The organism is Herbaspirillum rhizosphaerae, from assembly GCF_046025915.1.
GTDB lineage: Bacteria > Pseudomonadota > Gammaproteobacteria > Burkholderiales > Burkholderiaceae_D > Herbaspirillum > Herbaspirillum rhizosphaerae_A.
The window spans coordinates 56,291-81,186 of the sequence record NZ_JAQQFR010000002.1 but is presented as its reverse complement, the minus strand read 5'-3'; the positions used below and the strand labels follow the sequence as shown (position 1 = coordinate 81,186).

27 protein-coding genes, 3 tRNA genes and 1 riboswitch are annotated in these 24,896 nt (G+C 55.6%); of the genes, 2 read left to right on the top strand and 28 right to left on the bottom strand.

From position 1 onward, the window contains the following. Positions 1–237: 237 nt before the first annotated feature. Positions 238–1,278 (bottom strand): NAD(P)H-dependent flavin oxidoreductase, encoded by a 1,041-nt coding sequence (locus PQR63_RS02915; protein WP_408165509.1) that lies wholly within the window; start codon positions 1,276–1,278, stop codon positions 238–240. 291 nt (positions 1,279–1,569) lie between these two features. Here PQR63_RS02915 and PQR63_RS02910 point away from each other — a divergent pair, with 291 nt between their 5' ends. Next, the gene (locus tag PQR63_RS02910) at positions 1,570–2,181 is read left to right on the top strand and encodes a DUF2242 domain-containing protein (protein WP_408165507.1); all 612 of its coding nucleotides are present in this window, start codon (positions 1,570–1,572) and stop codon (positions 2,179–2,181) included. A 225-nt stretch (positions 2,182–2,406) separates the two neighbouring features. On the opposite strand, the gene PQR63_RS02905 is transcribed toward PQR63_RS02910, so the two are convergent. The 11 genes from PQR63_RS02905 to cobT all read right to left on the bottom strand — a co-directional run bounded on the left by PQR63_RS02905 (position 2,407) and on the right by cobT (position 10,315). Continuing rightward, positions 2,407–2,727, bottom strand: a complete 321-nt coding sequence (locus tag PQR63_RS02905) for a hypothetical protein (RefSeq protein WP_198361715.1) — start codon at positions 2,725–2,727, stop codon at positions 2,407–2,409. Positions 2,728–3,049: 322 nt separating this feature from the next. Next, positions 3,050–3,565: a 6,7-dimethyl-8-ribityllumazine synthase gene (locus PQR63_RS02900; protein WP_408165505.1), complete on the bottom strand. Its 516-nt coding sequence runs from the start codon at positions 3,563–3,565 to the stop codon at positions 3,050–3,052. 83 nt (positions 3,566–3,648) lie between these two features. Further along, positions 3,649–3,807, bottom strand: a riboswitch (FMN riboswitch). Between the two features lie 95 nt (positions 3,808–3,902). Further along, a complete protein-coding gene (gene htpX, locus PQR63_RS02895; protein ID WP_408165503.1) occupies positions 3,903–4,787 on the bottom strand; it encodes a protease HtpX in 885 nt (294 codons plus the stop codon). Positions 4,788–4,951: 164 nt separating this feature from the next. After that, a complete protein-coding gene (locus PQR63_RS02890) occupies positions 4,952–5,356 on the bottom strand; it encodes a hypothetical protein (RefSeq protein ID WP_408165501.1) in 405 nt (134 codons plus the stop codon). Between the two features lie 204 nt (positions 5,357–5,560). Continuing rightward, entirely contained in the window at positions 5,561–6,517 is a 957-nt protein-coding gene (locus PQR63_RS02885) for a sensor domain-containing diguanylate cyclase (protein ID WP_408165499.1), read from the bottom strand. An 11-nt stretch (positions 6,518–6,528) separates the two neighbouring features. Next, a complete protein-coding gene (locus PQR63_RS02880; RefSeq protein WP_408165497.1) occupies positions 6,529–7,146 on the bottom strand; it encodes a chemotaxis protein CheX in 618 nt (205 codons plus the stop codon). Continuing rightward, positions 7,143–7,550, bottom strand: a complete 408-nt coding sequence (locus PQR63_RS02875) for a response regulator transcription factor (protein WP_408165495.1) — start codon at positions 7,548–7,550, stop codon at positions 7,143–7,145. Before PQR63_RS02875 ends, PQR63_RS02880 begins: the two co-directional genes overlap by 4 nt. 49 nt (positions 7,551–7,599) lie before the next feature. Then, the gene (locus PQR63_RS02870; protein WP_408165493.1) at positions 7,600–7,839 is read right to left on the bottom strand and encodes a hypothetical protein; all 240 of its coding nucleotides are present in this window, start codon (positions 7,837–7,839) and stop codon (positions 7,600–7,602) included. Positions 7,840–7,896: 57 nt separating this feature from the next. Next, positions 7,897–8,451 (bottom strand): histidine phosphatase family protein, encoded by a 555-nt coding sequence (locus PQR63_RS02865; RefSeq protein WP_408165491.1) that lies wholly within the window; start codon positions 8,449–8,451, stop codon positions 7,897–7,899. 15 nt (positions 8,452–8,466) lie between these two features. Then, positions 8,467–9,279: an adenosylcobinamide-GDP ribazoletransferase gene (locus PQR63_RS02860; protein ID WP_408165489.1), complete on the bottom strand. Its 813-nt coding sequence runs from the start codon at positions 9,277–9,279 to the stop codon at positions 8,467–8,469. Position 9,280: 1 nt separating this feature from the next. Further along, on the bottom strand, positions 9,281–10,315 hold the full coding sequence (gene cobT / locus PQR63_RS02855) for a nicotinate-nucleotide--dimethylbenzimidazole phosphoribosyltransferase (protein ID WP_408165487.1): 1,035 nt from the start codon (positions 10,313–10,315) through the stop codon (positions 9,281–9,283). A gap of 90 nt (positions 10,316–10,405) precedes the next feature. On the opposite strand from cobT, the gene PQR63_RS02850 reads away from it, so the two are divergent. Further along, positions 10,406–10,612: a hypothetical protein gene (locus tag PQR63_RS02850; protein ID WP_408165486.1), complete on the top strand. Its 207-nt coding sequence runs from the start codon at positions 10,406–10,408 to the stop codon at positions 10,610–10,612. 6 nt (positions 10,613–10,618) lie between these two features. Here PQR63_RS02850 and PQR63_RS02845 read toward each other — a convergent pair whose 3' ends face one another. From PQR63_RS02845 to PQR63_RS02770, 16 genes are all read right to left on the bottom strand, one after another. Continuing rightward, a complete protein-coding gene (locus PQR63_RS02845; RefSeq protein ID WP_408165484.1) occupies positions 10,619–11,572 on the bottom strand; it encodes a chemotaxis protein in 954 nt (317 codons plus the stop codon). A gap of 248 nt (positions 11,573–11,820) precedes the next feature. Beyond that, a tRNA-Gly gene (locus PQR63_RS02840) sits at positions 11,821–11,896 on the bottom strand. 10 nt (positions 11,897–11,906) lie between these two features. Then, positions 11,907–11,980 (bottom strand) — tRNA-Cys (locus PQR63_RS02835). A 158-nt stretch (positions 11,981–12,138) separates the two neighbouring features. Further along, positions 12,139–12,214 (bottom strand) — tRNA-Gly (locus PQR63_RS02830). 41 nt (positions 12,215–12,255) lie between these two features. After that, positions 12,256–12,846 carry a CDP-diacylglycerol--glycerol-3-phosphate 3-phosphatidyltransferase gene (gene pgsA, locus PQR63_RS02825; protein WP_408165483.1) on the bottom strand — a complete coding sequence of 197 codons (591 nt, stop codon included), beginning with the start codon at positions 12,844–12,846 and terminating at the stop codon, positions 12,256–12,258. Between the two features lie 214 nt (positions 12,847–13,060). Beyond that, entirely contained in the window at positions 13,061–14,962 is a 1,902-nt protein-coding gene (uvrC, locus tag PQR63_RS02820; protein ID WP_408165481.1) for an excinuclease ABC subunit UvrC, read from the bottom strand. 78 nt (positions 14,963–15,040) lie between these two features. Then, positions 15,041–16,108: a beta-N-acetylhexosaminidase gene (gene nagZ, locus PQR63_RS02815; RefSeq protein ID WP_408165479.1), complete on the bottom strand. Its 1,068-nt coding sequence runs from the start codon at positions 16,106–16,108 to the stop codon at positions 15,041–15,043. After that, complete coding sequence (acpS, locus tag PQR63_RS02810) at positions 16,105–16,497, bottom strand: holo-ACP synthase (RefSeq protein ID WP_094564712.1); 393 nt, start codon at positions 16,495–16,497, stop codon at positions 16,105–16,107. Before acpS ends, nagZ begins: the two co-directional genes overlap by 4 nt. 2 nt (positions 16,498–16,499) lie before the next feature. Next, entirely contained in the window at positions 16,500–17,270 is a 771-nt protein-coding gene (gene pdxJ / locus PQR63_RS02805) for a pyridoxine 5'-phosphate synthase (protein WP_408165477.1), read from the bottom strand. Continuing rightward, positions 17,267–18,535 (bottom strand): benzoate/H(+) symporter BenE family transporter, encoded by a 1,269-nt coding sequence (locus tag PQR63_RS02800; RefSeq protein WP_408165475.1) that lies wholly within the window; start codon positions 18,533–18,535, stop codon positions 17,267–17,269. The genes pdxJ and PQR63_RS02800 overlap by 4 nt, the downstream gene beginning before the upstream one ends. 15 nt (positions 18,536–18,550) lie before the next feature. Beyond that, positions 18,551–19,426: a DNA repair protein RecO gene (gene recO, locus PQR63_RS02795; RefSeq protein ID WP_408165474.1), complete on the bottom strand. Its 876-nt coding sequence runs from the start codon at positions 19,424–19,426 to the stop codon at positions 18,551–18,553. A gap of 14 nt (positions 19,427–19,440) precedes the next feature. Next, entirely contained in the window at positions 19,441–20,355 is a 915-nt protein-coding gene (era, locus tag PQR63_RS02790) for a GTPase Era (protein ID WP_408165472.1), read from the bottom strand. Next, on the bottom strand, positions 20,352–21,395 hold the full coding sequence (gene rnc, locus PQR63_RS02785; RefSeq protein WP_408165470.1) for a ribonuclease III: 1,044 nt from the start codon (positions 21,393–21,395) through the stop codon (positions 20,352–20,354). The genes era and rnc overlap by 4 nt, the downstream gene beginning before the upstream one ends. Positions 21,396–21,617: 222 nt before the next feature. Further along, a complete protein-coding gene (gene lepB, locus PQR63_RS02780) occupies positions 21,618–22,529 on the bottom strand; it encodes a signal peptidase I (protein ID WP_408165468.1) in 912 nt (303 codons plus the stop codon). After that, positions 22,526–24,325: a translation elongation factor 4 gene (gene lepA / locus PQR63_RS02775; protein WP_408165466.1), complete on the bottom strand. Its 1,800-nt coding sequence runs from the start codon at positions 24,323–24,325 to the stop codon at positions 22,526–22,528. Before lepA ends, lepB begins: the two co-directional genes overlap by 4 nt. A 265-nt stretch (positions 24,326–24,590) precedes the next feature. Then, positions 24,591–24,854 (bottom strand): glutaredoxin family protein, encoded by a 264-nt coding sequence (locus PQR63_RS02770; protein WP_408165465.1) that lies wholly within the window; start codon positions 24,852–24,854, stop codon positions 24,591–24,593. Positions 24,855–24,896 lie beyond the last annotated feature (42 nt).

Here is a 24,896-nt window from a genome sequence, read left to right as displayed (position 1 = left end):
TCATACTATGCATGAATTCTTTCAAGCTTGTGACTCGCGTTCAGCACAGTATATTGATATACCGCAATAAACCTTACACGTTATCTTTCAGCTGAAATGAATAATTTTGAAGCTTGAGTAGAATTTCTTACATGAAGCTGATCTTCGTCAATTTATTCTCCTCTTACCGGACGTCGAGCAGCGTTTCCCAGGCAACGCTGCTGCACCTTGACCAAATCCAGTATCAAATCCAGCGCTTTACCAGCCTGCAGCCAACTCGCGCGTAAGTTCGGCGGCGGGAATCTCTTTGCAGCCGCGCGCATTCTGCCCCGACCACAATGGAGAAAAATCTCCGCTGCCCAAGCTCTCTGCCTTGCTGCGCAACGGCGCAATCGCAGAAGTCGCCAAGGGAAAAGCTGGCGCAGCAGGACTCAGCGAACCGAGTTCGCGCATGAGGCGATTTACCACGCCACGAGCAGGACCGCCGGTAAACAAGTTGGTCAACGCGGTGTGCTCAACGGCATCGCTCTTCAGCACGGCGCGATGAATGGCGCTGGTGGTTGCCTCGGGCGTGAGCATGTAGGCTGTACCGATCTGCACGCCTGCCGCACCTAACAATTTGGCGGCAGCAACGCCTTTGGCATCGACGATGCCGCCTGCGGCGATGACGGGGATGTTCACGGCCCGGACGATTTGCGGCAGCAAGGCGAAGGTACCGAGTTGCGTGGAAATGTCGTGCGACAGGAAAAAGCCGCGATGCCCTCCGGCTTCCAGGCCTTGCGCGATGATGGCGTCGACGCCCTGCTCTTCAAGCCAGCGCGCTTCGGCAACGGTGGTCGCGGAAGATAGCACTTTGGCGCCCCAGCTGCGTACACGAGCGATCAATGCGGCGCTTGGCAGACCGAAATGGAAACTGACCACAGGAGGCCTGAATTCGCTCAACAGTTCGGCGGCTTCGGCTGTGAAAGGTGCACGACCGGGGCCTGTGGGGATGGTGTCGGCATCGATGCCGAATTCACGATAGTACGGTGCCAGTGCGGTACGCCATGCGGCTTCGCGCGTTGCATCGGGTTCGGGTGGCGTATGCGCAAAAAAATTGACGTTGTAGGGCTTGTCGGTGCCGGCACGAATGTGCTCCAGCTCTTTGCGCAGCACTTCAGGCGTGAGCATGGCGCAAGGTAAAGAACCCAGGCCGCCGGCATTGCAGACTGCCGTTACCAGCGCATGTCCCTGTACGCCCGCCATCGGTGCTTGAATGATCGGCAGGTCGATTCCCAGCAGCTTTTGCAACGATTCCATGTGTTCTCCGGTCTATTCGTGACATTGCTCATGGTACTGCGCATGGTTATTGGCAAAAGATGACAACAAAAATGAAGAACGTTACGGCGCACTTTGCAGCGCTGATCGCACGTTTTCAGGTGATCCAATCAAATAACCAGCAATAACTATTCGAATGACAAGTATATCGGGGAGTCGATATTGATGCTGCCGGCCGCCAACTTGTTACCGATCCTTACGTTCTGCTTCGACTTGTGACCTTGCCGATAATTTACAATTGCAGCATTGACCTATCATCAGGAGATTCCAGGCATGCGCCGCTTGCTTCCTTCGTTATCCGTTTATGCCCTGCTGATCACCGGCGTTGCCGGCCTGGCAGGCTGCTCGACGTCAAAGCCGTCGTTCTATCATCAGGAAGATTTCAGCGAGACCGACACCTATTCACGCAGCTTCGGTGCCAGCGATAATGCGGTCTGCGAGGCAGCACGCCGCGCATTGCTGGGTCAGGGTTACATCATCAGCAAAGCCCAGGCCAATATCGTCGACGGCACCAAGAGCTTTCAACCGGAAGCCGATCAGCACGTGGAGATTGCTTTTCATATCGTCTGCGCGCCCAACGGCAAGGCAGACCACAATGCTTCGTTATTTGTGAGTGCAACGCAGGATCGCTACGCGCTGAAGAAGACCAACAACTCTGCCAGCCTGGGCGTCGGCGTGCTGGGCTCGGTATCGATGCCGTTCGGCTCCAGTGACGATTCGCTGGTGCGCGTCGCTAGCGAGACTATCCGCTCCGGTCATTTTTATGACCGTTTCTTTGGCGCGGTAGAACGCTATCTGGATCCGGCAGAAGACGATGCCGCCAAAGCTGCCAAGACACAACTGGATGGCCCGGTCGCACAGCCAGAAAAAAAGGAGTCCAAATAGGACTCCTTCTTCAAGACTTATTCAATGCGTCTTTAACATTTCTTCAATGTTGTCACCAACTGCCTTATTTTGAGGCGGGACAACTAAGTTCTTCGGAATCAAACACTTAGCAGTTTCCCCCAGACTTGCTCACAAACTTATCCACCGTTTTTGTGGGTAAGTGTGGGTAACTCAGTGTGGGTAACTCAGGCAACTGAGGTCAGGCATATCGGCCACTATCAGTGATTACCAACGGCGGTCGTGATAACCGTGGTGACGGTAGCCATGGCGATAATAGCCGGGGCCATAGCCACGGTGGTAGTAACCGCCTCGCTCAACGTAAATTGGCGCAGGGGCGACATAAACCGGGGCTGGGCGCACATACACCGGAGGTGGCGGCGCATAGACCGGGGCCGGAGCGTAATACACTGGTGGTGGCGGTGCGTACACCGGCACACCGATATTGATACCAACGCCGACATGCGCGGCCATCGCCGGTGCCGCAAACAGACTTGCGGCGAGCACGCCAACCGATACGACTGTCACGGAGAGAAGAGATTTTTTCACGATGGCTCCTTGGGTGCATCTGAAGATGCGTATGCGTTATGTGCTTGAGATTCGAGCTTGAACTTCGCGCTGAAAAGAAGGTACTACGCGGCTAAGAACTCGTTTAACTATTGACTCTATTAAAATCCAATTCGATCCCGATAACCAGTCAGTACCCGGTAAGCCTTGTAACAAGATGCTACAAATTCCTGACCGGATTTCACATCCGCCCTCTTTCTCTTTACTCCTCAGACCTCACAGTCGGACATAAAAAAACGGACACTGCTTTCGCAATGTCCGTCTTCTGTCTTGACCAGTTACCCGGCCAACCCGCAAAAACCAATCAGGCCGCGTTCAGCACCGGTGCCACGCTTTGCCCTGCGTTGAGACGCGCGATCTTGCCGACCGTGTCGGCGCAAGCGCGCGCGGCTTCCTGGCCCTTGACCACGAAATGCGCGTGGTAGAACTCCTGATGCTCGCTGTGCGAATGGAAATGATGCGGTGTCAGCACGGCGGAGAAAACCGGCACTTCGGTTTCCAGCTGTACGTTCATCAGGGAGTTGATCACTGCTGTAGCGACGAAATCGTGACGGTAAATACCGCCATCGACAACCAGGCCGGAGGCGACGATACCCGCATACTTGCCGGTCTTGGCCAACAACTTGGCGTGCAGAGGGATTTCAAACGCGCCCGGGACTTCAAAGAAATCAATGCTGGATTCCGGGAAGCCCAACTTAGCGATTTCGGCGGTGAAGGAAATGCGGCATTGATCGACGATCTCTTTGTGCCAGCAAGCCTGGATAAAAGCGATGCGATTTTTGGCGGGAGAAGTATTGGTATTGTTTGCTGCGTGTTGCATTTGTTCAGGACTCCTGTTTGGTGACTAAAACAGGGCGCATGGAAACGAGCAGGCGCATGCAAGCGTGCATGCGCGCGGCAGATTTCCGTTCTCTTTCATCCGGACTATGACCGTCGGCCCTGGGATCTCACCAGGTCTGCTGACCTTGACGGACGGGCGTCCACCAAGCGCTCGCGGGCTCGCTGCAATCACATCGCAACATTACCGCCGGTGGGGATTTTCACCCCGCCCCGAGAACATCGTGTGCAGAAAATTCAAACTATTTCGAAATTTTCGCCACACAGAAATTTATCACGATTGTACAAATGCTGCAGAGCACACAGCGTTTTCTATGCGATCAGGCGCGTGCACGATTCTGCAAGGAAGCGATGCGCGACTCAATCGACGGATGGCTGGAGAACAAACCCATCCACGACTCACGCCCCGCAATGCCGGAGGCTTGCAGATTTTGCGGCAAACCATCGGCTTCCATTCCTCCCAGGCGACGCAGCGCGCCGATCATCGGTGTCGATGATCCCATCAGCGATGCTGCGCCCGCGTCGGCACGGTATTCGCGCTGGCGTGAGAAGTACATGACGATCACGCTGGCTAGAATACCGAAGACGATTTCGCAGACAACTACGGTCACCATGTAGCCGATGCCGGGGCCCGACGACTGCTCGTTGTTGCGGCGCAAAGCCGAGTCGACGAAGTAGCCGACGATACGCGCGAAGAACATGACGAAGGTATTCACCACGCCCTGGATCAGCGTCAGCGTGACCATGTCGCCGTTGGCGATATGCGCGACTTCATGCGCCAGGACGGCTTCCACCTCTTCCTTGGTCATGCCTTGCAGCAGACCGGTCGATACCGCCACCAGCGAGCTGCTCTTGCTGGCGCCGGTGGCGAAGGCGTTTGGCGGGCCGTCATAGACGGCGACTTCGGGCATGCTCAAACCCGCGCGCGTAGCCAAACGGTTGACGGTATCGACCAGCCACATCTCCGTGGAGTTTTGCGGATGCGCGATGACGCGCGCGCCGGTGGACCATTTGGCGATGGTCTTCGACATCAACAGGGAAATGAACGAGCCGCCGAAGCCCATCAGCGCACAGAACATCAGCAGCATGCCGAAGTTGAGGCCGTTGGCCGTCATGTAGCGATTGATGCCGAGAACGCTGGCGGTCACGCTCAGGACCAGCATCACGGCAAGATTGGTGACGAGAAAAAGAATGACGCGTTTCATGGTGCTTCCTAAATAAAAAATACGAGAAGTTGCAGCAGCGATGCCGCCGCCGCAGGGCAATAGCGATGAAAACCGGTGAAAAATAGAGAGATGCGCGCAACAGCCGATCTCGGTGCCGCAGTTGATCGAAAACGATCAGCTGCACCGTGTCGGAGAGCGCGCGGTCAGGCTAGCGGTGGAGGACGCTGCAGATCAATGAACGCGGAGGTGCCGTCGTTCACGAGGGGATAAAAATGAGGGAAAGGATGCCAATCCAGTGGCAAGGTGGCCAAAGGAACCGGTAAGGTCTGGTCTTCCAGATCGCCTTGCGCCGTCAGTTTTTTACTGTCGGGCTGGTCACTCATCTCTCCGGCCATGATGTCAACAATATCGTGAGCCGTTTCGCATGCGGATTGTTGCGCGCCATCTTGTGAGTGCGCTTGAGCAGCCAGCACGATCGCAGGTGTCTCACTCAGTTGCTTTGCCATAGGCTCAAGCGTCCCTGCAAATAACTGCAAGGGAAACAGGAATGCCAGCAACAAAAAACAGAATCGGCGCATGAGCGAGGCGGTAAAGACAGCAAAAAGCATCAAGGAGCGCATTATACGCAAGATATCCACAAGATCGACGAGCGGGCGAATGCAGCCATATCGACAAGTTGGCGCGCACCAAAGTTACCCACAGAAAATGTGGTCAACCCTGTTGATAACTTGTTTATGACAATGCGCAAGCCGCGTCCGTTCAGCTTTTGCGAGGATTGTTCCGCTTCCGTTCAAAAACAGGCAGAACCGCGCTTAAACGCCGCTGACGACCTGATTGCGTCCCTGCTTCTTTGCCCGGTATAGCGCTTCGTCGGCGCTGTCGAGCAAAGCCGTACCGTCGCTGCTGACATCAGGTGTCATGGTGCAGACGCCGACGCTGATGGTCATGTGCGCGCCGGACTGGGATTTCTCATGCGGAATGCCTAGATCGCTGACGCTGACGCGCAGACCTTCGGCAAATTTCTCCGCCTGGACGTCGGTAAAGCCCGGGATCAGCATGATGAACTCTTCGCCGCCGTAACGCGCACAGACGTCGTTGGGGCGGCGCATTTGCGCGCGCAGGACGTTGGCGACCAGTTTCAGTGCCCTGTCGCCTTCGCCATGACCGTAATGATCGTTGTATTGCTTGAAGTAATCGATGTCGATCATGAGCACCGACAGGCTGGTGTGGTTGCGCTTGGCGTCGCGCAGCGCCAGCGCATAGCTCTCGTCAAAGAAACGGCGATTGTAGATACCTGTCAGGCTGTCGGTAATCGCCTCTCGCTTGAGCGCATCGGAATGCGACATCAGCATTTTTTCACGCTTGACCGAGGTGCTGGAGTCGCTGATCTGGATCAGGCATGTTGGCTGCCCGTCGTCGGATCGCAGCGGCGTCATGATGATGGATTGATGCATGCGCACCGGCACATCGCTTTTATCCTGTTCGACAAAAAGCGGCAACGGCGAACGATGGAATGCGCTGGACAAGATTGCCGGCAAGCCGTAGCCGATGGCGTTGTTCAGTGCCCGCAGGAAGCCCGGTGTAAGTTGTTCGCCGAACAGCGCGATGATGTTTTGCCTGAGCGCCTGCTCGCGGCCGATGCGGCTGTGACGGCTCATCCAGTCATTCCACAGCAGGATCTGCAAGTCGCGATCGACCACGACGAGTCCCAGGTTGACGTTGTTGACAACCTCATCTGCTGAAAAACCAAGTGGAACCGGACTGCTCATGGACATACCGTTTAGAGAATATTGTTCAGATACTGCTGAATATGTGAAATCAGCTTGCTCAGCGATGTAGAGCTCAGCAGGAAAATCAGATGACCTTCGGTATGGTGTTTTTCCAACACCAGATCAATGTGGAGAACCAGGATGTAGCTGTCGTCGCGACCCTGCTCGGCCAGGCGCGCAGTGATTTCCTCTGGTGACGACATGGTATAGCTCGGCAGCGAACTGCTGAGACTGATCTTGAGCATGTCGGCCATGGCCGACAAACAGGCATTGAGGATGATGTTGCCGAGCTCGCACATGGCTTCTTGTTCGAACTCCGCCAGATCCTCGATGCTCATCTGCGAGCCCATCATGTCGCGCACGATTTCCAGCGCATAGTTCTTCGTGAACAGGAGCACGGCTTCGGCGTCGAAAGGACCAGTGAACAACTGGCTGACGGTGGCAAACTTGTTGTCCTTGAGCGTCAACACGCGGTCATTGACCTCGTCGGCCTTGAGTATCTCGATCGATGGCACCGACAGCAAGACTTCCTCGCCGACGATTTCGCTCAGGCTCAACGCGGCGCGGCCTGCACCAACGTTGAACACTTCGGTGAGCGCATCAAGTTCGATCTCTGACAGGACTGTCACACGGCCCCCGTCAGTCCGGCGGCACCTGTGGCACCGGTGAAATAGCCGATTGCCTGCGCAATGGATTTTTCCGTCACCGGTTTGGCGACAAACAGAGCACCAAGCTGCTGCGCGCGCGATTGCGCGGCTTCCTGGATGTTTGCTGAAAAGATCACGATACGCACACCGGGATATTTGCCGAGAATGATCTCGGCGGCGTCCGTGCCAAGCATGCCCGGCATATTGATATCCATGGTGCAGTAATCGGGCTGATCCTTCTCAATCATGGCGACAGCCTCATCGCCGGTCGTGGCTTCTTGCACGACCCAGTCAGCATGAACGGCGAGGATGTGCGCCTTGATCACCATGCGCGAGACTTTGCTGTCGTCGACGATCAGAATTTTTTTGAGAGAAATGTCAGACATGAGCTCTAGCTTGTCGATTTATAAATATTGTCTTTTTTTCTACATTTTACTATTTTAGCCACCCAGCTTTTTCTAGTGTTGCAGAAAAAAAGCCAAAATCAACAGCCATTTTTTTGAAGAAATCTTGCATTAAAACAATGACTTGAAGCGACTTTATTGAAAGTGCCCCCGGGCGCCACGCCCATGCCCACTTTGCTTTGCGTGCGGCCATGAAAAAAGGAAGCGCAAAGGCTTCCTTTTGAACAACTATGCCGATTTTGATGTGGATGATGAACAACACCATTTTCACCAGGCTTTCGATGAGGCCCTTTGAGCCTTCCTGGGTCTGCCCGGGCCTGCTTTGGCCTCAGAGCTGCAAAGTCAGCACTTCCCCAAAAGCAATGGCATGGGCATTGATTGCAGCATGCTCCGCCATCTTGGGTACGGACAAATTCAAGGCCCGTGCTTGCAGCATTCGAATGGTGCCGGCGTGGCAAACAATAATCGCCTGACCATGGCCGCGCGACAGCAGATCGGTGCAAAACGCGTCGATACGCTGCGCCACGTGCAGCACGTTCTCGCCGCCACCCGGACGGTAGCCGACGACGTCAGCCGCCCACTGGTCAATCTCCGCACGCGGCAAATCGTCCCAGGCACATTGCTCCCAGGTGCCGAAGTGCATTTCCATCAAACGAGGGTCGTAACGCACGGGACCGGCGCTGAGTGCTGTCGCCAAAGGCTCGGCTAGGAAGACACAACGTTGCAGCGGGCTGGAATATAAAGGCGCATGCGGCGGCAGGACCGGGCTGACCTGATCAAGCACCTTGCGGCAGTCTTCTTCAGTCACGGCAAGATCACTGCTGCCATAACAGAGGCCCTTGCCGATGACAGGCTGAGGATGACGAATTAGATGCAGCAACATGATGGACCTTTCTGTCTATAAGGACGATGCCGGCGACACCACAGCCAGCAGGCCCAGGTAAATCGCGATTTCGCTAAGTTGTTGTACAGCGCCGAGGCAATCGCCGGTGTAGCCGCCGATGCGGCGCTGAAATTTATACGCAAGGAAAACCGTGGCGGTAAAACCCAGCAGCAGCGCCAACAGCAATCCTTGCCATGCAAACCATCCCATCGCCGCACACAGCACGACCGGCAGAAAAGCGGTAAATGCAGCGACGGCAAATTCAAACGTGCTCATTTGTTGCGCCAGAGGTTTGACCTTACCCTCTTCCCGTACATAATCCATGCGCCAGATCAGGCCCGCCGCCAGGCAGCGCGAGACCGGATGCGCCAGCAGCAACGCCGGCATGACCTGGCTCGACGGCAGGCTGGCAAGTGCAGCGAGCTTCAGTCCGACCAGCATCACAACACCGATCACACCATACGCGCCAACACGCGAATCGCGCATGATCTCCAGAATACGCGCCGGCTGCATACCGCCGCCGAAACCGTCGCAAACATCGGCGAAACCATCTTCATGAAAAGCACCGGTCAGATAAATCCCAGCAGCCGTCGACAATAATACCGCCACGACTTGCGGCAATACGAGCGCAGCCAGCCCATACACAATCGCACATGCCATCCCGACCAGAATACCGACCGCCGGAAAATAACGCGTGGCATGCTGCAGCCACGCCGCATCAAACCCTACCCAGCGCGGTACCGGCAAGCGGGTGAAAAACTGCAGCGCCGTAAAGAACAGCCGCAGTTGATAGCGCAAGCCGGAGCCGGCGTTGGGAACGACCGACATGTCAGGCGCTTTTCTCACTGACTTGCGCCGAGGAGAATGTCGCCATCTGCGCCAGGAAATTTACCGCCGCATGCAACAATGGCAGGGCCAACGCACTACCGGTTCCCTCGCCCAAACGCAGATCGAGCTGCATCAACGGACGTCCCTTCAGATAGTCCAGCATACGCCGATGTCCATGCTCGTCCGAGCAATGCGAAAAGACGCAGTAGTCGAGAATCGCGGGCTGCAGCTTTGCCGCCACCAGCAAGGCCGATGTCACGATGAATCCGTCGATCAGCAGCACGCAACGCTGCTCTGCCGCTTTGAGCATGGCGCCGACCATCATGGCGATTTCAAAACCGCCAAAGGTCTGCAAGATTTCCATCGGTGCCTCGATACCCGCATGGTGCGCCACCGCCTGCTCAATGACCTGCTGCTTGTGGCGAATGCCCTCTGCCGCCAGACCGGTGCCGGCCCCCACGCATTCGGCCGCGGCAATACCGGTAATCTTGTGCATGAGCGCGGCCGCAGTTGTGGTGTTGCCAATGCCCATTTCACCGAAGCCGATGACGTCAACCGGCATCGCCGCCACCAGATCCATGCCGTGCTGAATCGCTTGCTGGCATTGCTCAGCGGTCATCGCAGGTTCTTTTGCGAAATTGCGCGTGCCGGGCCCGACTTTTCTGTCGATCAGTTCAACGCGCTTGCCAAAGTCGTGATTCACGCCGGCATCGACGATATGCAAGGCACAGTCGTTCTGACGCGCAAACACATTGATGGCGGCACCTTGTTGCAAAAAATTTTCCACCATTTGCCAGGTCACGCTTTGCGGATAAGCCGAAATATTCTCAGCGACGATACCGTGATCCGCAGCGAAGACGACAATCGCCGTGCGATCGATACGCGGGCTGGAGGTCTGCTGGATCAGGCCTATGCGGTGCGCGATGAACTCCAGCACGCCCAGACTTCCCTGCGGCTTGGTTTTGTCGTCAATCAGGCTCTGTAAAGCCGATGACAGCGCGGCATCTTGGGTAGACGATAGTTGTGGAATAAGCATAGCTGGATCAGACTCCGTTGGCCGTGATTTGAAAACAGTCGACGGATACAGAATTAACGAAAGGACGTCAGTATAAGAGATAGTCGGGCGTTGCAACCGAACGCATCGTGCCGTCTGGTCGTTCTTTACATTCTTGCGCAGCCAATCGTTGCGGACTTGGACGAACTGCATTGCGGCAAATATTGCGTGGCCTGGATTACCCAGTTCTTCCAGAATGAAAAAATGCCGTTTGTCATTGCAAGAAATGACAAGCGGCATTTTACGTATTTATTTGACGATCGCCTGACGATGCGCTGACGGAAACTATTTTCCTCCCAGCGCCTTACTGATAGCTGCAGTCAGGTCTTCAATCACAAACTTGGCCACATAGCCGTCAGCACCGATGTTCTTGACGTGCTCTTCGTTGGCAGAGCCGGACAACGAAGAGTGAATCACCACTGGAATCGCCTTCAATGCATCGTCGCGTTTGATGTTGCGTGTGAGCGTGAATCCATCCATTTCCGGCATTTCCAAATCGGTCAGCACCATCGCTACACGATCCGTGATGGGTACCCCTTGCGCCTTGATTTCACCACGAATTTCCAATAGTGCTTCCCAAGCCTCTTTGCCCGTTTTATACATGCGAAATGGTAATCCCAGTGCCTTCAGACCACTCTCGACAAGAGACCGCGCTACTTTGGAATCGTCCGCAGCGATGATGATTGAGCCAGGCTTGAGCTTGATGTGCTCTATACCTACGAACTCCATGTCGCGCTCGGTTGGCATGATCTCGTGCAAGATCTGCTCAACGTCAAGCACCTGCGCTAACCGGCTGCTGTTGAGATCATCGTCAAGTCGCGCGATGCTGGTGACAAAATTACCGCCGGCCTTGGATTCTGCCGACAAGACCTGACTCCATTCGAGACGCACGATTTCATCAACCGACTCGACTGCAAATGCCTGCGTGCTGCGAGCATATTCGGTAACCAGCAAGATATTCAGGCCGGATTTAGGCGTACAGCCAACTACCGCGGGTAAATCGATCACGGAGATGATCTGACCACGGATATTGACCATGCCCAGAAGCGGAGAACGTGTGCCGGCAGCCTTGGTAATTTCGGGCATCGGAACAATTTCACGGATCTTGAAAACATTAATACCGAATAATTCCGAACGTACGCCATGCGGATCCGAGCCAAGACGGAAAAGCAGCAACTCAAACTTGTTTGAGCTGGTCAGGTTGGTTCTCTCGTCGATCTCTTTTTGAAATGCATCCATATTTACACCCCCGTGTTATACGCCATTGCGATTAATGAACCGCGATTGAACGACATGCCAATGTAGAGTGTAATTGCATAAAAAACAATTACATCCGACAAAATACGACACAAATTCAATATTTAGCGCACTGCGCTGGTGCAGGCAGGAAACAAGCCGGGAGGAAGCCGAAGTGAGGGTGAAAATGGAAGCGAAAGTTGGAGCAGAAAAGAAAAAAGGAAGCTCATTGCTGAGCTTCCTTTTTAATATGGAGCGGGAGAAGAGGCTCGAACTCTCGACCTATACCTTGGCAAGGTATCGCTCTACCAACTGAGCTACTCCCGCATGGAGCATTTGGAGGCGGGGGTCGGGATCGAACCGGCGTAAACGGCTTTGCAGGCCGCTGCATAACCACTTTGCTACCCCGCCAGGGGACACTGATATTACTGTCTATTCGTTGCTTATTGCGACTGTTTTTTCTCAACCGACTTCAACAGATTTTCTACTGAAATTCCATGAAGCTTTTTCGATTGATGCGAACTCTCACAATGAAAAAAGGAAGCGTTTTGCGCTTCCTTTAGTAATTCTGGAGCGGGAGAAGAGGCTCGAACTCTCGACCTATACCTTGGCAAGGTATCGCTCTACCAACTGAGCTACTCCCGCATCAACAACAGAGCGCTATTATAGAGCTTCCATAGAGGAAGTCAAGCGCCACTTTTACTTTCTTGCACTTTTTTTATCAATGGCCATGCCTTCTGCAAGTAGTAAAACATCGACCATACTGTGAGCACAGCGGCGATCAACAACAACCACTTGCCCAGCACCTGCGTATTGATGAACCCGAACAGATCGCCGTAGAACAGCAGCATCGGAATGGCGATCATCTGTGCAGTGGTTTTAATTTTTCCGAGCGAGCTGACTGCCACTGATTTGGAGGCGCCGATTTGCGCCATCCATTCGCGCAGCGCCGAAATCGCGATCTCGCGACCGATGATGATGAAGGCAGTAATCGGATGCACACGATCCAAATGTACCAGCACCAGCAAAGCGCCGGTCACCATCAGCTTGTCTGCGACAGGATCAAGGAAAGCGCCGAATGCAGAGGTCTGATCCCAGCGACGGGCGAGGAAACCGTCGAACCAATCGGTCGCGGCGGCAACGACGAAGATGATCGTCGATGCAATACCTTGCTCGTAGCGCGACAACCCGATTTCCGGCACATAAAACACACCGACTACCAGTGGAATCAGGGCGACACGCAACCAGGTAAGCAAAATGGGAATATTGAATGGCATACGTTTATTTATTATCGTGAACTTCTGCGCGGAGTGAAATTTACCGAGATAGTATCAGAGCCGCCTCTTAAAACCTGTTACCGGAAGAAATCAGTACGAAAATCAGTGCTGCGGCTGAAAGGCTTCAGGCGTTTCCTGCCAGGTCTCCAGCTACATGCAGGCATTGAGGTGGAATTCAATGGCAGGCAAGCACCCGCCGCTGAATCAATGGAATTCAATGCAATTGACGGTAGATTTCTTCCGCCAGTGTGTGTGAAATCCCCTCCACCGATGCCAGCTCATCGATGCTGGCATCAGCGACGCCGCGCAAGCCGCCGAAGCGCGCCAGCAGCTTCTGGCGGCGTTTGGCGCCGATGCCTTCGATCTCTTCCAGCCGTGAAGTCTGCCTGGCCTTGGCGCGTTTGGCGCGCATGCCGGTGATCGCAAAGCGGTGCGCTTCGTCGCGGATCTGCGCGATCAGCATCAATGCCGCCGATTCCTTACCCAGCTCTTGTGGCGCGCGGCCATCGACGAAGACCAGCGTCTCCAGACCGACCTTGCGCCCTTCTCCCTTGGCGACACCGACGATCAGGCTGATGTCGAGTCCCAGCTCGGTGAACACCTGACGCGCCATTTCAACCTGCCCTTTGCCGCCGTCAATCAAGACGATGTCGGGCATGGTGCCTTCGCCATTGGCGACTTTTTCATAGCGGCGCATGAGCACTTGGCGCATCGCGGCGTAATCGTCGCCCGGCGTGATGTCGTTGATGTTGTAACGACGGTATTCGCCGTTCTGCATGGCGTGATGATGGAATACCACGCACGAGGCCTGCGTCGCCTCGCCTTGCGTATGACTGATATCGAAGCATTCCACGCGCAGGGTTTCGACATCTTCGACTTCGCTGCCCAGCGCCTCGACCAGCGCGCGCGTACGTGCCTGTTGCGAGCCTTGCTCGGACAGCAGGCGTGCCAGCGCGATCTCTGCGCCTTTGTGCGCCATCTCCAGCCATTGGCGACGCTGGCCTTGCGGCTGCAACGTCAGCGTGATGCGATGACCGCACTGCTCCATGAGCGCCAGCATCAGCGCGGGATCGTCGAATTCGGTATTAAGGATGAGGTTGCCGGGAATGAATTTATCGATGTAATGCTGGGCCAAAAAGGCCTTCATGACTTCGGCTTCCAGCGACTCTTCGCCGTCCGGGATGGCGCCATCAACATGCGTAGGGAAATAGGCCCGATCGCCCAGATGACGGCCGCCACGCACCATCGCCAGATTTACACATGCGCGACCGCCTTGCACGATGACGGCGATGATGTCGATGTCGGCGTCGCTACCAGTTTCCATCGTTTGCTGATGCAATACACTGGAGAGCGAGGTGATCTGGTTACGCACCGCCGCGGCCTGCTCGAACTTGAGTTCGCCGGCGTAGGCGTGCATTTTTTGCTCAAGTGTATTAAGCACTTCGGTCTGGCGTCCGCGCAAAAATTTGGACGCATTCTCGACATCGAGGGCGTAGTCTTCCTGCGTCACCAGATTGACGCACGGGCCGCTGCAGCGATGGATCTGATGCAGGAGGCAGGGTCGCGTCCGGTTGGCGTAGACTGTATCTTCGCAGGTGCGCAGCAGGAACACCTTCTGCAGAATCTGAATCGATTCCTTGACCGCCCAGGCATTCGGGAAAGGCCCGAAATACTGGCTCTTCTTATCCACGGCACCACGGTAGTAGGCCATGCGCGGAAAGGCGTGGCCGGTGATCTTCAGATAAGGATAGGACTTGTCATCGCGAAACAGGATGTTGAAGCGCGGCCGCAGCGTCTTGATGAGATTGTTTTCCAGCAGCAGCGCTTCGGCTTCGCTGCGGGTAACGGTTGTCTCCAGGCGCGCGATCCGATCGACCATCATGGCGATGCGCGGACTACTCAGGTTCTTCTGAAAATAGCTCGATACACGCTTCTTAAGATCACGCGCTTTGCCGACGTAGAGGACATTGTCTTCCGCATCGAAATAGCGATACACGCCCGGAAGATGCGGTAGCTTGGCTACCGTCTCAAGGACGATATCCCGCGGGTTCGGAAGATTCGAAGAGTCCGAAGAATCCGGCAGATCAATGGGATCGGTTGGCAAAGTATCGGACATGCTGGCTCGGGCAATTCGTCTCGTGGACAGCTATTGATATCGTTTTGGCGTAGTAACGCAAGGGCGTGCTGAAGCGACTCAGATCAGCGTCAACACCAGTTTTTTAGCAACAAAGTAACGTTCGTCCTTTTGCAGGCTGTCCCAATCCGGGGCGTCACTTTGCGGCACCAGCGCCGCGATGCGCGCCGCCGATGCGGCAGAAACCTTGGTCTTCAGGCCTGCCAGCAACTGATCCGCCTTGTCTGGCGAGTTACAGATCAGCACCATGTCGCAACCTGCTGACAGCGCTGCTTGCGCCCCCTCAAGGGCGCTCCCGGCGACGCTGGCGCCCTGCATGCTGAGGTCGTCGCTGAAGATCACACCTTGGAACCCGATATCCTTGCGCAGGATACCCAGCCATTTCTTGGAAAATCCCGCCGGGTGCTTGTCCACTTTAGGATAGATCACGTGCGCCGGCATCACCGCCGTCAGGCTCATGCCGAGCCAGTCGTAGGGCATGGCGTCGTCGCCAATGATGTCCTGATAGGCGCGGTCATCGACCGGCGTGTCGATGTGCGAATCTGCCTGTACGTAGCCATGGCCGGGAAAATGCTTGCCGCAATTGGCCATGCCGGCCAGCGCCAGTCCATGATTGAGGCTCTTTGCCAACAGTGTCACAACACGCGGGTCGCGATGGAAAGAGCGGGTGCCGATCACCGTCGACACGCCGAAGTCCAGATCCAGCACCGGCGTGAACGACAAATCGACGCCGCAGGCGCGCAGTTCAGATGCCAGCACATAACCGACGGCGGTCGCCAGGCGGGTCGCTTCCAGTACGTCGTGATCCCACAGTTCGCCCAGTACGCGCATGGCGGGGAGATGTGTGAAGCCGTCCGTCTTGAAGCGCTGCACACGGCCACCTTCATGATCGACCGCAATCAAGACTCCCGGACGCGCCGCGTGGATCGCTTGCGCCAACGCCGTGATCTGTTTGCGGTTCTCGTAGTTGCGCGCAAACAGGATGACGCCGCCGGTCAGCGGATGCTGAATGCGGCGAATGTCTTCCGCCGTCAAGGTGGTGCCGATCACATCGAGCATGACCGGGCCCAAAGCTTGTTTCGCTTTTTTTGCTTGTTTCGACGGTGTTGTCAGACCTGCTGCCTTCATGTTTTCTCCGCTATGACAAATGCGACCGCGTACTCCACCTCATCGGTGATCGAGACTTGCGCGGTCAGGCCCTGCTCTTCCATCCATGCTTTCAGTTTGCCGCTACACACGACGATCGGTTTTCCGCTGGGCGCATTGAGCGTCTGCATCGAGCGCCACGTCATCGGCATGCGCATGCCCAGACCAATCGCCTTGGAAAATGCCTCTTTCGCAGCAAAGCGCGTCGCCAGGAAACTGATGCCGCGCGCTTCGACCTTGGCTTTACGGCTGAGGTATTTGACCATCTCTTCGGGCCCTAGAATCTTTTCCGCAAAGCGGTCGCCACGCCGCTCAAGCGTGGCCTTGAGACGCGAAATCTGGAGAATGTCGGTACCGATGCCGTAGATCATGATCAGACCCTGCCAGTAGCGTCCAGGCGTGCCTTGAGCATGATGGCCTTCATGTCGCTGACTGCTTTTTGCCAGCCGACGAACACCGCTTGCGCGACGATGGCATGGCCGATGTTGAGTTCAGCAATATTCGGAATGGCGGCAATCGCCTGCACGTTGGTGTAATGCAAACCGTGACCGGCATTGACTTTGAGTCCGCGGCGAATGCCTTCCAGCACGCTGGCCTTGACGCGTTCCAGTTCTTTTTCCTGCTCGGCCTGATCATGCGCTTCAGCGTAGCGGCCGGTGTGCAACTCAATCACCGGCGCGCCGGTTTCGGCGGCCGCCTTGATTTGTTCGTCGTCAGGATCGATGAAGAGGCTGACGCGAATGCCTTCGGCCTGCAACTGCCTCACCGCTGCTTGTACTTGCGCAAAGTGCGTCACGACGTCGAGACCGCCTTCAGTCGTAATTTCGGTGCGCTTTTCCGGCACAAGGCAGGAATCCTGCGGCTTGATACGACAAGAAAAATCGATCATCTCGCTGGTGACGGCGGCTTCCAGATTCATCCTCGTGCGCAGCAGCGGACGGATCGCTTCGACGTCGGCGTCGCGGATGTGGCGGCGGTCTTCGCGCAGATGCAAGGTGATGGCATCGGCGCCCGCCTCTTCGGCCTGCAATGCAGCCTGGATAGGATCGGGATAGCTCGTGCCACGCGCATTGCGCAGGGTCGCGACGTGATCGATATTGATGCCCAGCTCGATGGCCGGACCGACAGGGTTCAAGAAACTCATGACAATTTTCGCTGTGCGCTGTGAGGTGATTGTGAAGACGAGGCTGGAATTTTATCGTGCATTGCTTCCGGCGTCGCTTGTGTAAAGGGATTTGAGGACGGCGTACTTTTCCATTGCCAGTTGAACACCAGCATGGCGAGACCGCCTGCGACCAGTCCCCAGAATGCAGTGCCGATACCGAATAGAGAAACGCCCGATGCTGTGACCAGAAAAGTGATCAACGCGGCCTCGCGCTGTTTTTCATTGGACATGGCGACAGTGAGGCCGTTGGCGATGGTGCCGAACAGGGCCAATCCGGCAATCGCCATGATCAGCGCCTTGGGAAACGCGGAGAACAGCGCCACGACCGTCGCACCGAAGATGCCGGCCACCAGGTAAAAGACGCCGGCGGCCACGCTTGCCATGTAGCGCTTGGTGGCATCCTCATGCGCTTCCTTGCCCATGCAGATGGCGGCAGTAATCGCCGCCAGACAAATCGAGAAGCAGCCGAAAGGCGCCAGCACAAGGGTTGTCAGGCCCGTCCAGGTCATCAATGGCGATACCGGTGTGTTGTAGCCGGAGGCGCGCATGATCGCCACGCCGGGAGCATTCTGCGAAGCCATGGTCACGACAAAAAGCGGAATGCCGACGCCGAGCAGGCTGGTCCAGGCAAATTCAGGCATGACGAACTCCGGCGTGGCAAGGGCCACGTGGAAGGTCTCGAACTTCAACAGTCCCCGCGTGCTCGCAAAGACGGTGCCAAGGATCAGCACGATGATGATGGCGTAACGCGGCAAGAGGCGCTTGGCGATCAGATACACCGCAAACATGAGCAGCACCAGCGCAAACTCCAGCTTCATGGCGACGAAGACGTCCATACCGAAGCGCGCCAGAATACCGGCCAGCATCGCTGCCGCGATTGAGATCGGAATGCGGTTCATGGCGCGTGCGAACAAGCCGGTGATGCCGCAAATGGTGACCAGCACCGCCGAAAACATGAACACGCCGATTGCCTGCGGCATCGAGAGGCCTGCCAGCCCGGTGATCAGCAAGGCGGCTCCGGGTGTGGACCAGGCCGTGACGACAGGTGTACGGTAGTAGAGGGAAAGTCCGATGCAAGTCACGCCCATGCCCAGACCGAGCGCAAAGATCCACGAACTGATCTGGGTTGGAGTTGCACCCGCAGCGGCGGCTGCCTGGAAGATGATCGCGGCGGAACTGGTGAAACCGATGAGCACAGCGACAAAACCTGCCGCCATACCCGACCAGGAAAAATCTTTAAACACGTTGTTCCCGGGGGCTCAGAGTTGCGTCAGATCGATCAGAATCTGTCGCGTATTCAATTGCGCGCCGCCGAGATGATGCGACAACAGCGAGCGCATCAGGAATTTGCTCTGCGTCTGCGTGTTGAGGTCGCTGTAGTCTTCCTTCTCCATATCGAGCAAGGTCTTGCCGGAGACTTTGGGCCAGGCATCAGACAAGCGCGGGAAGCGCACGCCCTGCTCCGGATCGACGACATATGTCTCTTCCGGCTCAACCGTTTTACCGTTGGTGACACACCTGGTCCAGTCGCCGGCAACGCCGGTTTCCTTGAGCAAGGCACGCTCAAATTTGCGTAGCACGATGGGAGCGGACTCGCCATGTGCGAGCTGATTCAGCGTCGATACGTAATGATCGAACAGTGCCGGATGCGCATCATCACGCGCGAGCAATTTGACGAGTAATTCATTGAGATAGAAGCCGCACAGCAAGGCGGATTTTTCCAGCGGCAGCATGCCGCCGACCCATTCAGCGATGGTCAGGGTACGTACTTCGGACTTGCCGGCCCAGCTGACCGACAAAGGTTGAAAGGTCTGCAACACGCCACGCAATGCGGAATGCGGGCGCTTGGCGCCTTTCGCGACCAGTGCAACTCGACCGTGATCGCGCGAAAACACGTCGACGATCAGGCTGGTTTCTTTGTAGGGGTAGCTGTGCAGCACAAATCCCGGCTGAGCCTGGATGCGGGTTTCTTTTTCCGGCACCTTGGCACGGCGCGGCGTTGCCGATGCGCGCGTGCTGCGTCTGGGTGCGGCTGTATTCTTGGCGTTGTCCAGCGCAGACTGCGTCGCCGCAGCGCTCAGTGCTTCTGCATCGAGTGTCTGACCAACTGCAGTATCGGCGATGATCTCAGCCATAAAATGTATAAGTTCTATTCGTAGCCGTAAGCACGTAACCCGGCTTCATTATCAGCCCAGCCGGATTTGACCTTGACCCAGATTTCGAGATAAACCGGACCGCCGAACAGGCGTTCCATGTCCAGACGCGCCTGCGTCGAGATTTCTTTCAGGCGCGCGCCCTTGTTGCCGATCACCATGGCTTTGTGCCCGTCGCGCTCCACCAGAATGGCGGCGAAGACGCGGCGAAGATCACCTTCCTGCTCAAACTTTTCGATCAGAACGGTGCTGGTGTATGGCAGTTCTTCACCGACAAAACGGAAGACTTTTTCGCGGACGATTTCCGAAGCCAGGAATTTCTCGCTGCGGTCGGTGATGTCGTCTTCGCCAAACATCGGCGGATTATTCGGCAGCAGCTTGCGGATCTCTTCCTGCAAGTGATCCAGCTGGAAACGTTGCTTCGCCGAGACCGGAACGACCGCTACAAAATTGTGCTGTGAAGCGACTTCTTGTGCGAACGGCATCAGCACCGATTTGTCCTTGCTGCGGTCGGACTTGTTCATCACCAGAATGCACGGCACGTTGGCCGGCAGCAGCGCCATCACCTGCTTGTCGGCCGGGCCGAAGGTACCGGCTTCGATCACATACAAAATCACATCAACCGCGGTCAGCGTTGTCGTAACAGTGCGGTTGAGTGTCTTGTTCAGGGCATTGCTGTGGCGTGTCTGGAAACCCGGCGTGTCGATATAGACATACTGAGTGTTTTCGATCGTCTGGATGCCGGTGATGCGATGGCGCGTGGTTTGCGCCTTGCGTGAAGTGATGCTGACTTTGGCGCCAACCAGCACATTCATCAATGTCGATTTGCCGACGTTCGGGCGACCGACAATGGCGATGTATCCGCATCGGTAATCGTTCGATGCGTCGGAAGGAGCTGTAGTGTCTGTCATGCGGTTTTACTTTGTGTAACGGGTGGTGCAGAGGCCACGGCCTCGCTTCGGTTTTCGTTCAAATCGGTGGCAGTCAGTTGCGCTTTGTTGTCGCTCCTGCTGTCACCCTTGTCGTTCTTTGTTTCTGCTTTGCTGTCGGCTTTGTTATCAACTTTGTTGTCCGCTTTGGCGTCGCCTTTTGCGGCGTCGGACTTGGCCGCTTTGATGGAGACAGGCTTTTCCACCTTATTTTCCACTTTAGTCGCAACCTGCTCCGCCAGCAATGGCAGCTCCTCGTTCGGAGCATCAGGCTGTATCGTCGCAATACCTGCCAATTTAAGCTGTGTCGTCCGTGTACGCGGCTTGCGTGCCGACGCAGGCGCCTTAACCATTGCGGCTTGCACCGCTTCCAATGCCAGTTTGGCTGCGGCCTGCTCGCCTGCGCGACGGCTACCACCAGTGCCGAAAACCTGAATCTCCAGCTTGGGCACCAGGCATTCGATTTCGAATTCCTGATTATGCGCCGCACCGTGCGTGGCAACCACGTTGTATTGCGGCAAGGGGATCTTCTTCCCTTGCAGATATTCTTGCAGCAAGGTCTTCGCGTCTTTGCCCAGTGTCTTGGGATCAACCGTATCGAGAATCGGGATATACAGCGAGCGAATCACGTCGCGCGCAGCATTGAATCCAGCATCCAGAAAAATGGCGCCGAACAGGGCTTCCAGCGTGTCCGCCAGAATGGACGGGCGACGGAACCCGCCGGACTTCAACTCACCTTCGCCGAGTCGCAGGAACTGCGACAAATCAAGGCGCTGGGCGATTTCGTAAAGGGATTGCTGTTTGACCAGATTGGCGCGCAGGCGCGACAAATCGCCTTCGTCGATCTTGCTGTAGCGGTCAAACAAAAGAGAGGCGACGACACAGTTAAGAATCGAGTCGCCAAGGAATTCCAGGCGTTCGTTATGCAAGCTGCTATGGCTACGATGTGTCAAGGCCTGCTGCAATAACGTAGCGTCCTTGAAAGTGTGCCCCAGCCGATTTTGCAATACTAATGGATCCATTTATTCATCCGTCGCTTAGAAGTCCAAACCCGGATGCGCCCGGCTGTTTGCCCGCAACGCATTCGATCGACCTCTCAGGCCACCCGGCCCGTTATCTGCAACCAACCACGGTATCGTTACCAGACGCCATGGTCGGCTGACAGTAGGATTTTCCTGGACTGAAAAAATACCTGAAAAAGGTTTTTTCTCCCCTGCTCCAAAAAGATGATGCCTGACAGAAACTTAATGAAAACTGCCAATACGCTTCAAATTACCCAGATTCATCCAGACAAAGAATGCTTTTCCGACAATGTTTTCATCCGGGACAAAGCCCCAATAGCGGCTGTCCAGGCTGTTGTCGCGGTTGTCGCCCATCATGAAGTACTGACCGGTCGGTACCGTGCAGGCAAAGCCTTCGGCGTTGTAAGAGCACAGGTCTCTCATTGGATACTGATGCGGATCAGGCACAAAATTCGGAGCCCGCTCGTCGGTCAGTATGTTGTGCTCAACGCCAGTCAGCGTTTCTTGCCATTGCTTATAGTACGTCAGATTCCCATCATCCAGATAATCTGGCAATGGCTTGTAAGAAACTTCTTTACCATTTACCGTTAGGCGCTTGTTTTTATAGACTATTTTATCACCTGGCACGCCTACAACACGCTTGATGTAGTCAACTGACGTATCTTCAGGATACTTAAAGACCATGACGTCGCCGCGCTGCGGATTATTCACATTGATGATTTTTTTGTTAATGATCGGCAGGCGAATACCGTAGGTATATTTGTTCACCAGAATCAGATCACCGACCTGCAGCGTCGGCACCATCGAGCTCGATGGAATCTTGAACGGCTCATACAGAAACGAGCGCAGGAAAAACACCAGCGCGATGACCGGAAAAAAGCTTCCCGAGTATTCAATCCAGATCGGCTGACGCAACAAGCTTGCTTCAAGCGCCGCACGCCCATTGGTATCGCTCTTTATGCCCTCACCGCTCAGCTTGGCGATACGCGCATCGAACTCTGCCAATGCTGCGTCTGCTTTGGCGCGACGCTGCTTGGACCAGAAGAACACATCAAGAAACCAGATCACTCCGGTCACGATCATCAGCACAAACAGAATCAGCGCGAAGTTACCTAAGAGGGACTGCAAGTTCATTTTTCATCCACTTGTAAAATTGCCAGGAACGCTTCCTGCGGAATCTCCACCGAGCCGACTTGCTTCATGCGCTTCTTGCCGGCTTTTTGCTTTTCGAGCAGCTTGCGCTTACGGCTGATGTCGCCGCCGTAGCACTTGGCCAGCACGTTCTTACGCAAGGCCTTGACGTTTTCACGCGAGATGATCGTGGCGCCGATGGCGGCCTGAATCGCCACGTCGAACATCTGACGCGGGATCAGTTCACGCATCTTGGCGGCCACTGCACGGCCGCGGAATTGGCTGTTGGCGCGGTGGACAATAATCGCCAGCGCATCGACCTTTTCGCTGTTGATCAGCATGTCGACCTTGACCACATCTGCCGATCGGTATTCCTTGAATTCGTAGTCCATCGACGCATAACCGCGCGAGGTCGACTTCAGACGATCGAAGAAGTCGAGCACGATTTCAGCCATCGGCATTTCGTAGGTCAGTTGCACCTGTTTGCCGTGATAACTCATGTTGATCTGCACGCCACGCTTTTGTGTACACAGCGTGATGACCGAGCCGACGTATTCCTGCGGCATGTACAGATTGACGGTGACGATAGGCTCGCGCACTTCTTCAATCCGCGACGGCTCCGGCATCTTCGACGGATTGTCGACCATCAGGATGGTGCCTTCGCCATCGCGCATCACGACTTCATACACCACGGTCGGCGCAGTCGTGATCAGGTCCATGTCGAATTCGCGCTCAAGACGTTCCTGCACGATTTCCATGTGCAGCAAACCGAGGAAGCCGCAGCGGAAGCCGAAGCCCAGCGCTTGCGAAACTTCAGGTTCGTATTGCAGCGCTGCATCGTTGAGCTTGAGTTTTTCAAGCGAGTCACGCAAGGCGTCGTATTGATTCGCTTCCACCGGGAACAGGCCGGCAAACACCTGCGGCTGGACTTCCTTGAATCCCGGCAGCGGTTCGGCAGCCTTGTTCGCCGCCAGCGTGACGGTGTCACCAACCTTGGCTGCTTTCAATTCCTTGATGCCGGCAATGATGAAACCGACCTGCCCTGCGGAAAGCGTCTCGCGCGATTGCGACTTGGGCGTAAAGACGCCGATGCTTTCAGTCAGGTGGGTAGACTCTGTCGCCATTAGGAAAATCTTTTCCTTCGGACGCAAGGTGCCGTTGACGATACGCACCAGCATGACCACACCGACGTAGTTATCGAACCAGGAGTCGATGATCAGCGCCTGCAGCGGTGCATTGGGGTCACCTTTTGGAGACGGCACCTTGGCAATCAAGGCCTCGATGACGTCTTGCACGCCCAAGCCGGTTTTGGCCGAGCATGGCGTCGCGTCGGAGGCGTCGATACCGATGACTTCTTCAATCTCGCTCTTGGCGTTGTCAGGATCAGCGGACGGCAAGTCGATCTTGTTCAGAACCGGCACAACCTCAACACCCAACTCCAGCGCGGTGTAGCAATTGGCGACCGTCTGCGCTTCCACCCCTTGGGATGCGTCCACAACCAGCAACGCGCCTTCGCAGGCGGACAGCGAGCGGCTGACTTCATAGCTGAAGTCGACGTGGCCCGGCGTATCAATCAGATTGAGATTGTAGATATTGCCGTCAAGCGCCTTGTACTGCAACGCAGCGGTTTGCGCTTTGATCGTGATGCCACGTTCGCGTTCGATGTCCATCGAGTCAAGCACCTGAGCTTCCATCTCACGATTGGAGAGGCCGCCGCAGAGCTGAATGATGCGATCAGCAAGCGTGGATTTGCCGTGGTCAATGTGGGCAATGATCGAGAAATTACGGATATTGTTCATTAAATTGCGGAAAACGATGAAAAAAGGCGCCCCAGAATGGGAGCGTCCCCCAAGTGAGCGCCTTTACAACAGCTTTTGTACAACCCAGCATTCTACCGGATTTCAGGGGCTAAAACCCGAATCACCATTGACGAACCGTCATCAGCGCAGATTCTTTCCGTCATTAGGGCTTTGAAGAAGGTGTTTGCCGGGAATAGCCGATTTACAACCCAAAACGCCCGATGAATATGCTGCTTGCCCAAGTGGTGCCAAATTCAACAAACGATTAATTTCCATCGAGCAAGAACTGTTTTACTGCCGACACATCAAGAAAGTAATGACATAGCTGCACAGGCGGCTGCCCCTCCTTCTTCCCGACCAATACCGGAACCAACTCATCATAAAGCGCGACCAGCGCCTCATCCGCGTCGACATCAATCATTTCGACGTTGAAGTCACAATCAGGGCGCAATGCCTCCAGAGCATTCGCCATGTCTTCGCACAGATGACAATACGACCGGGAATAAACGATGAAGTGAGTGGCTGACATCAAACGCCTCAATCTGCGACAGATAAAAGGCTGCATGCCGTG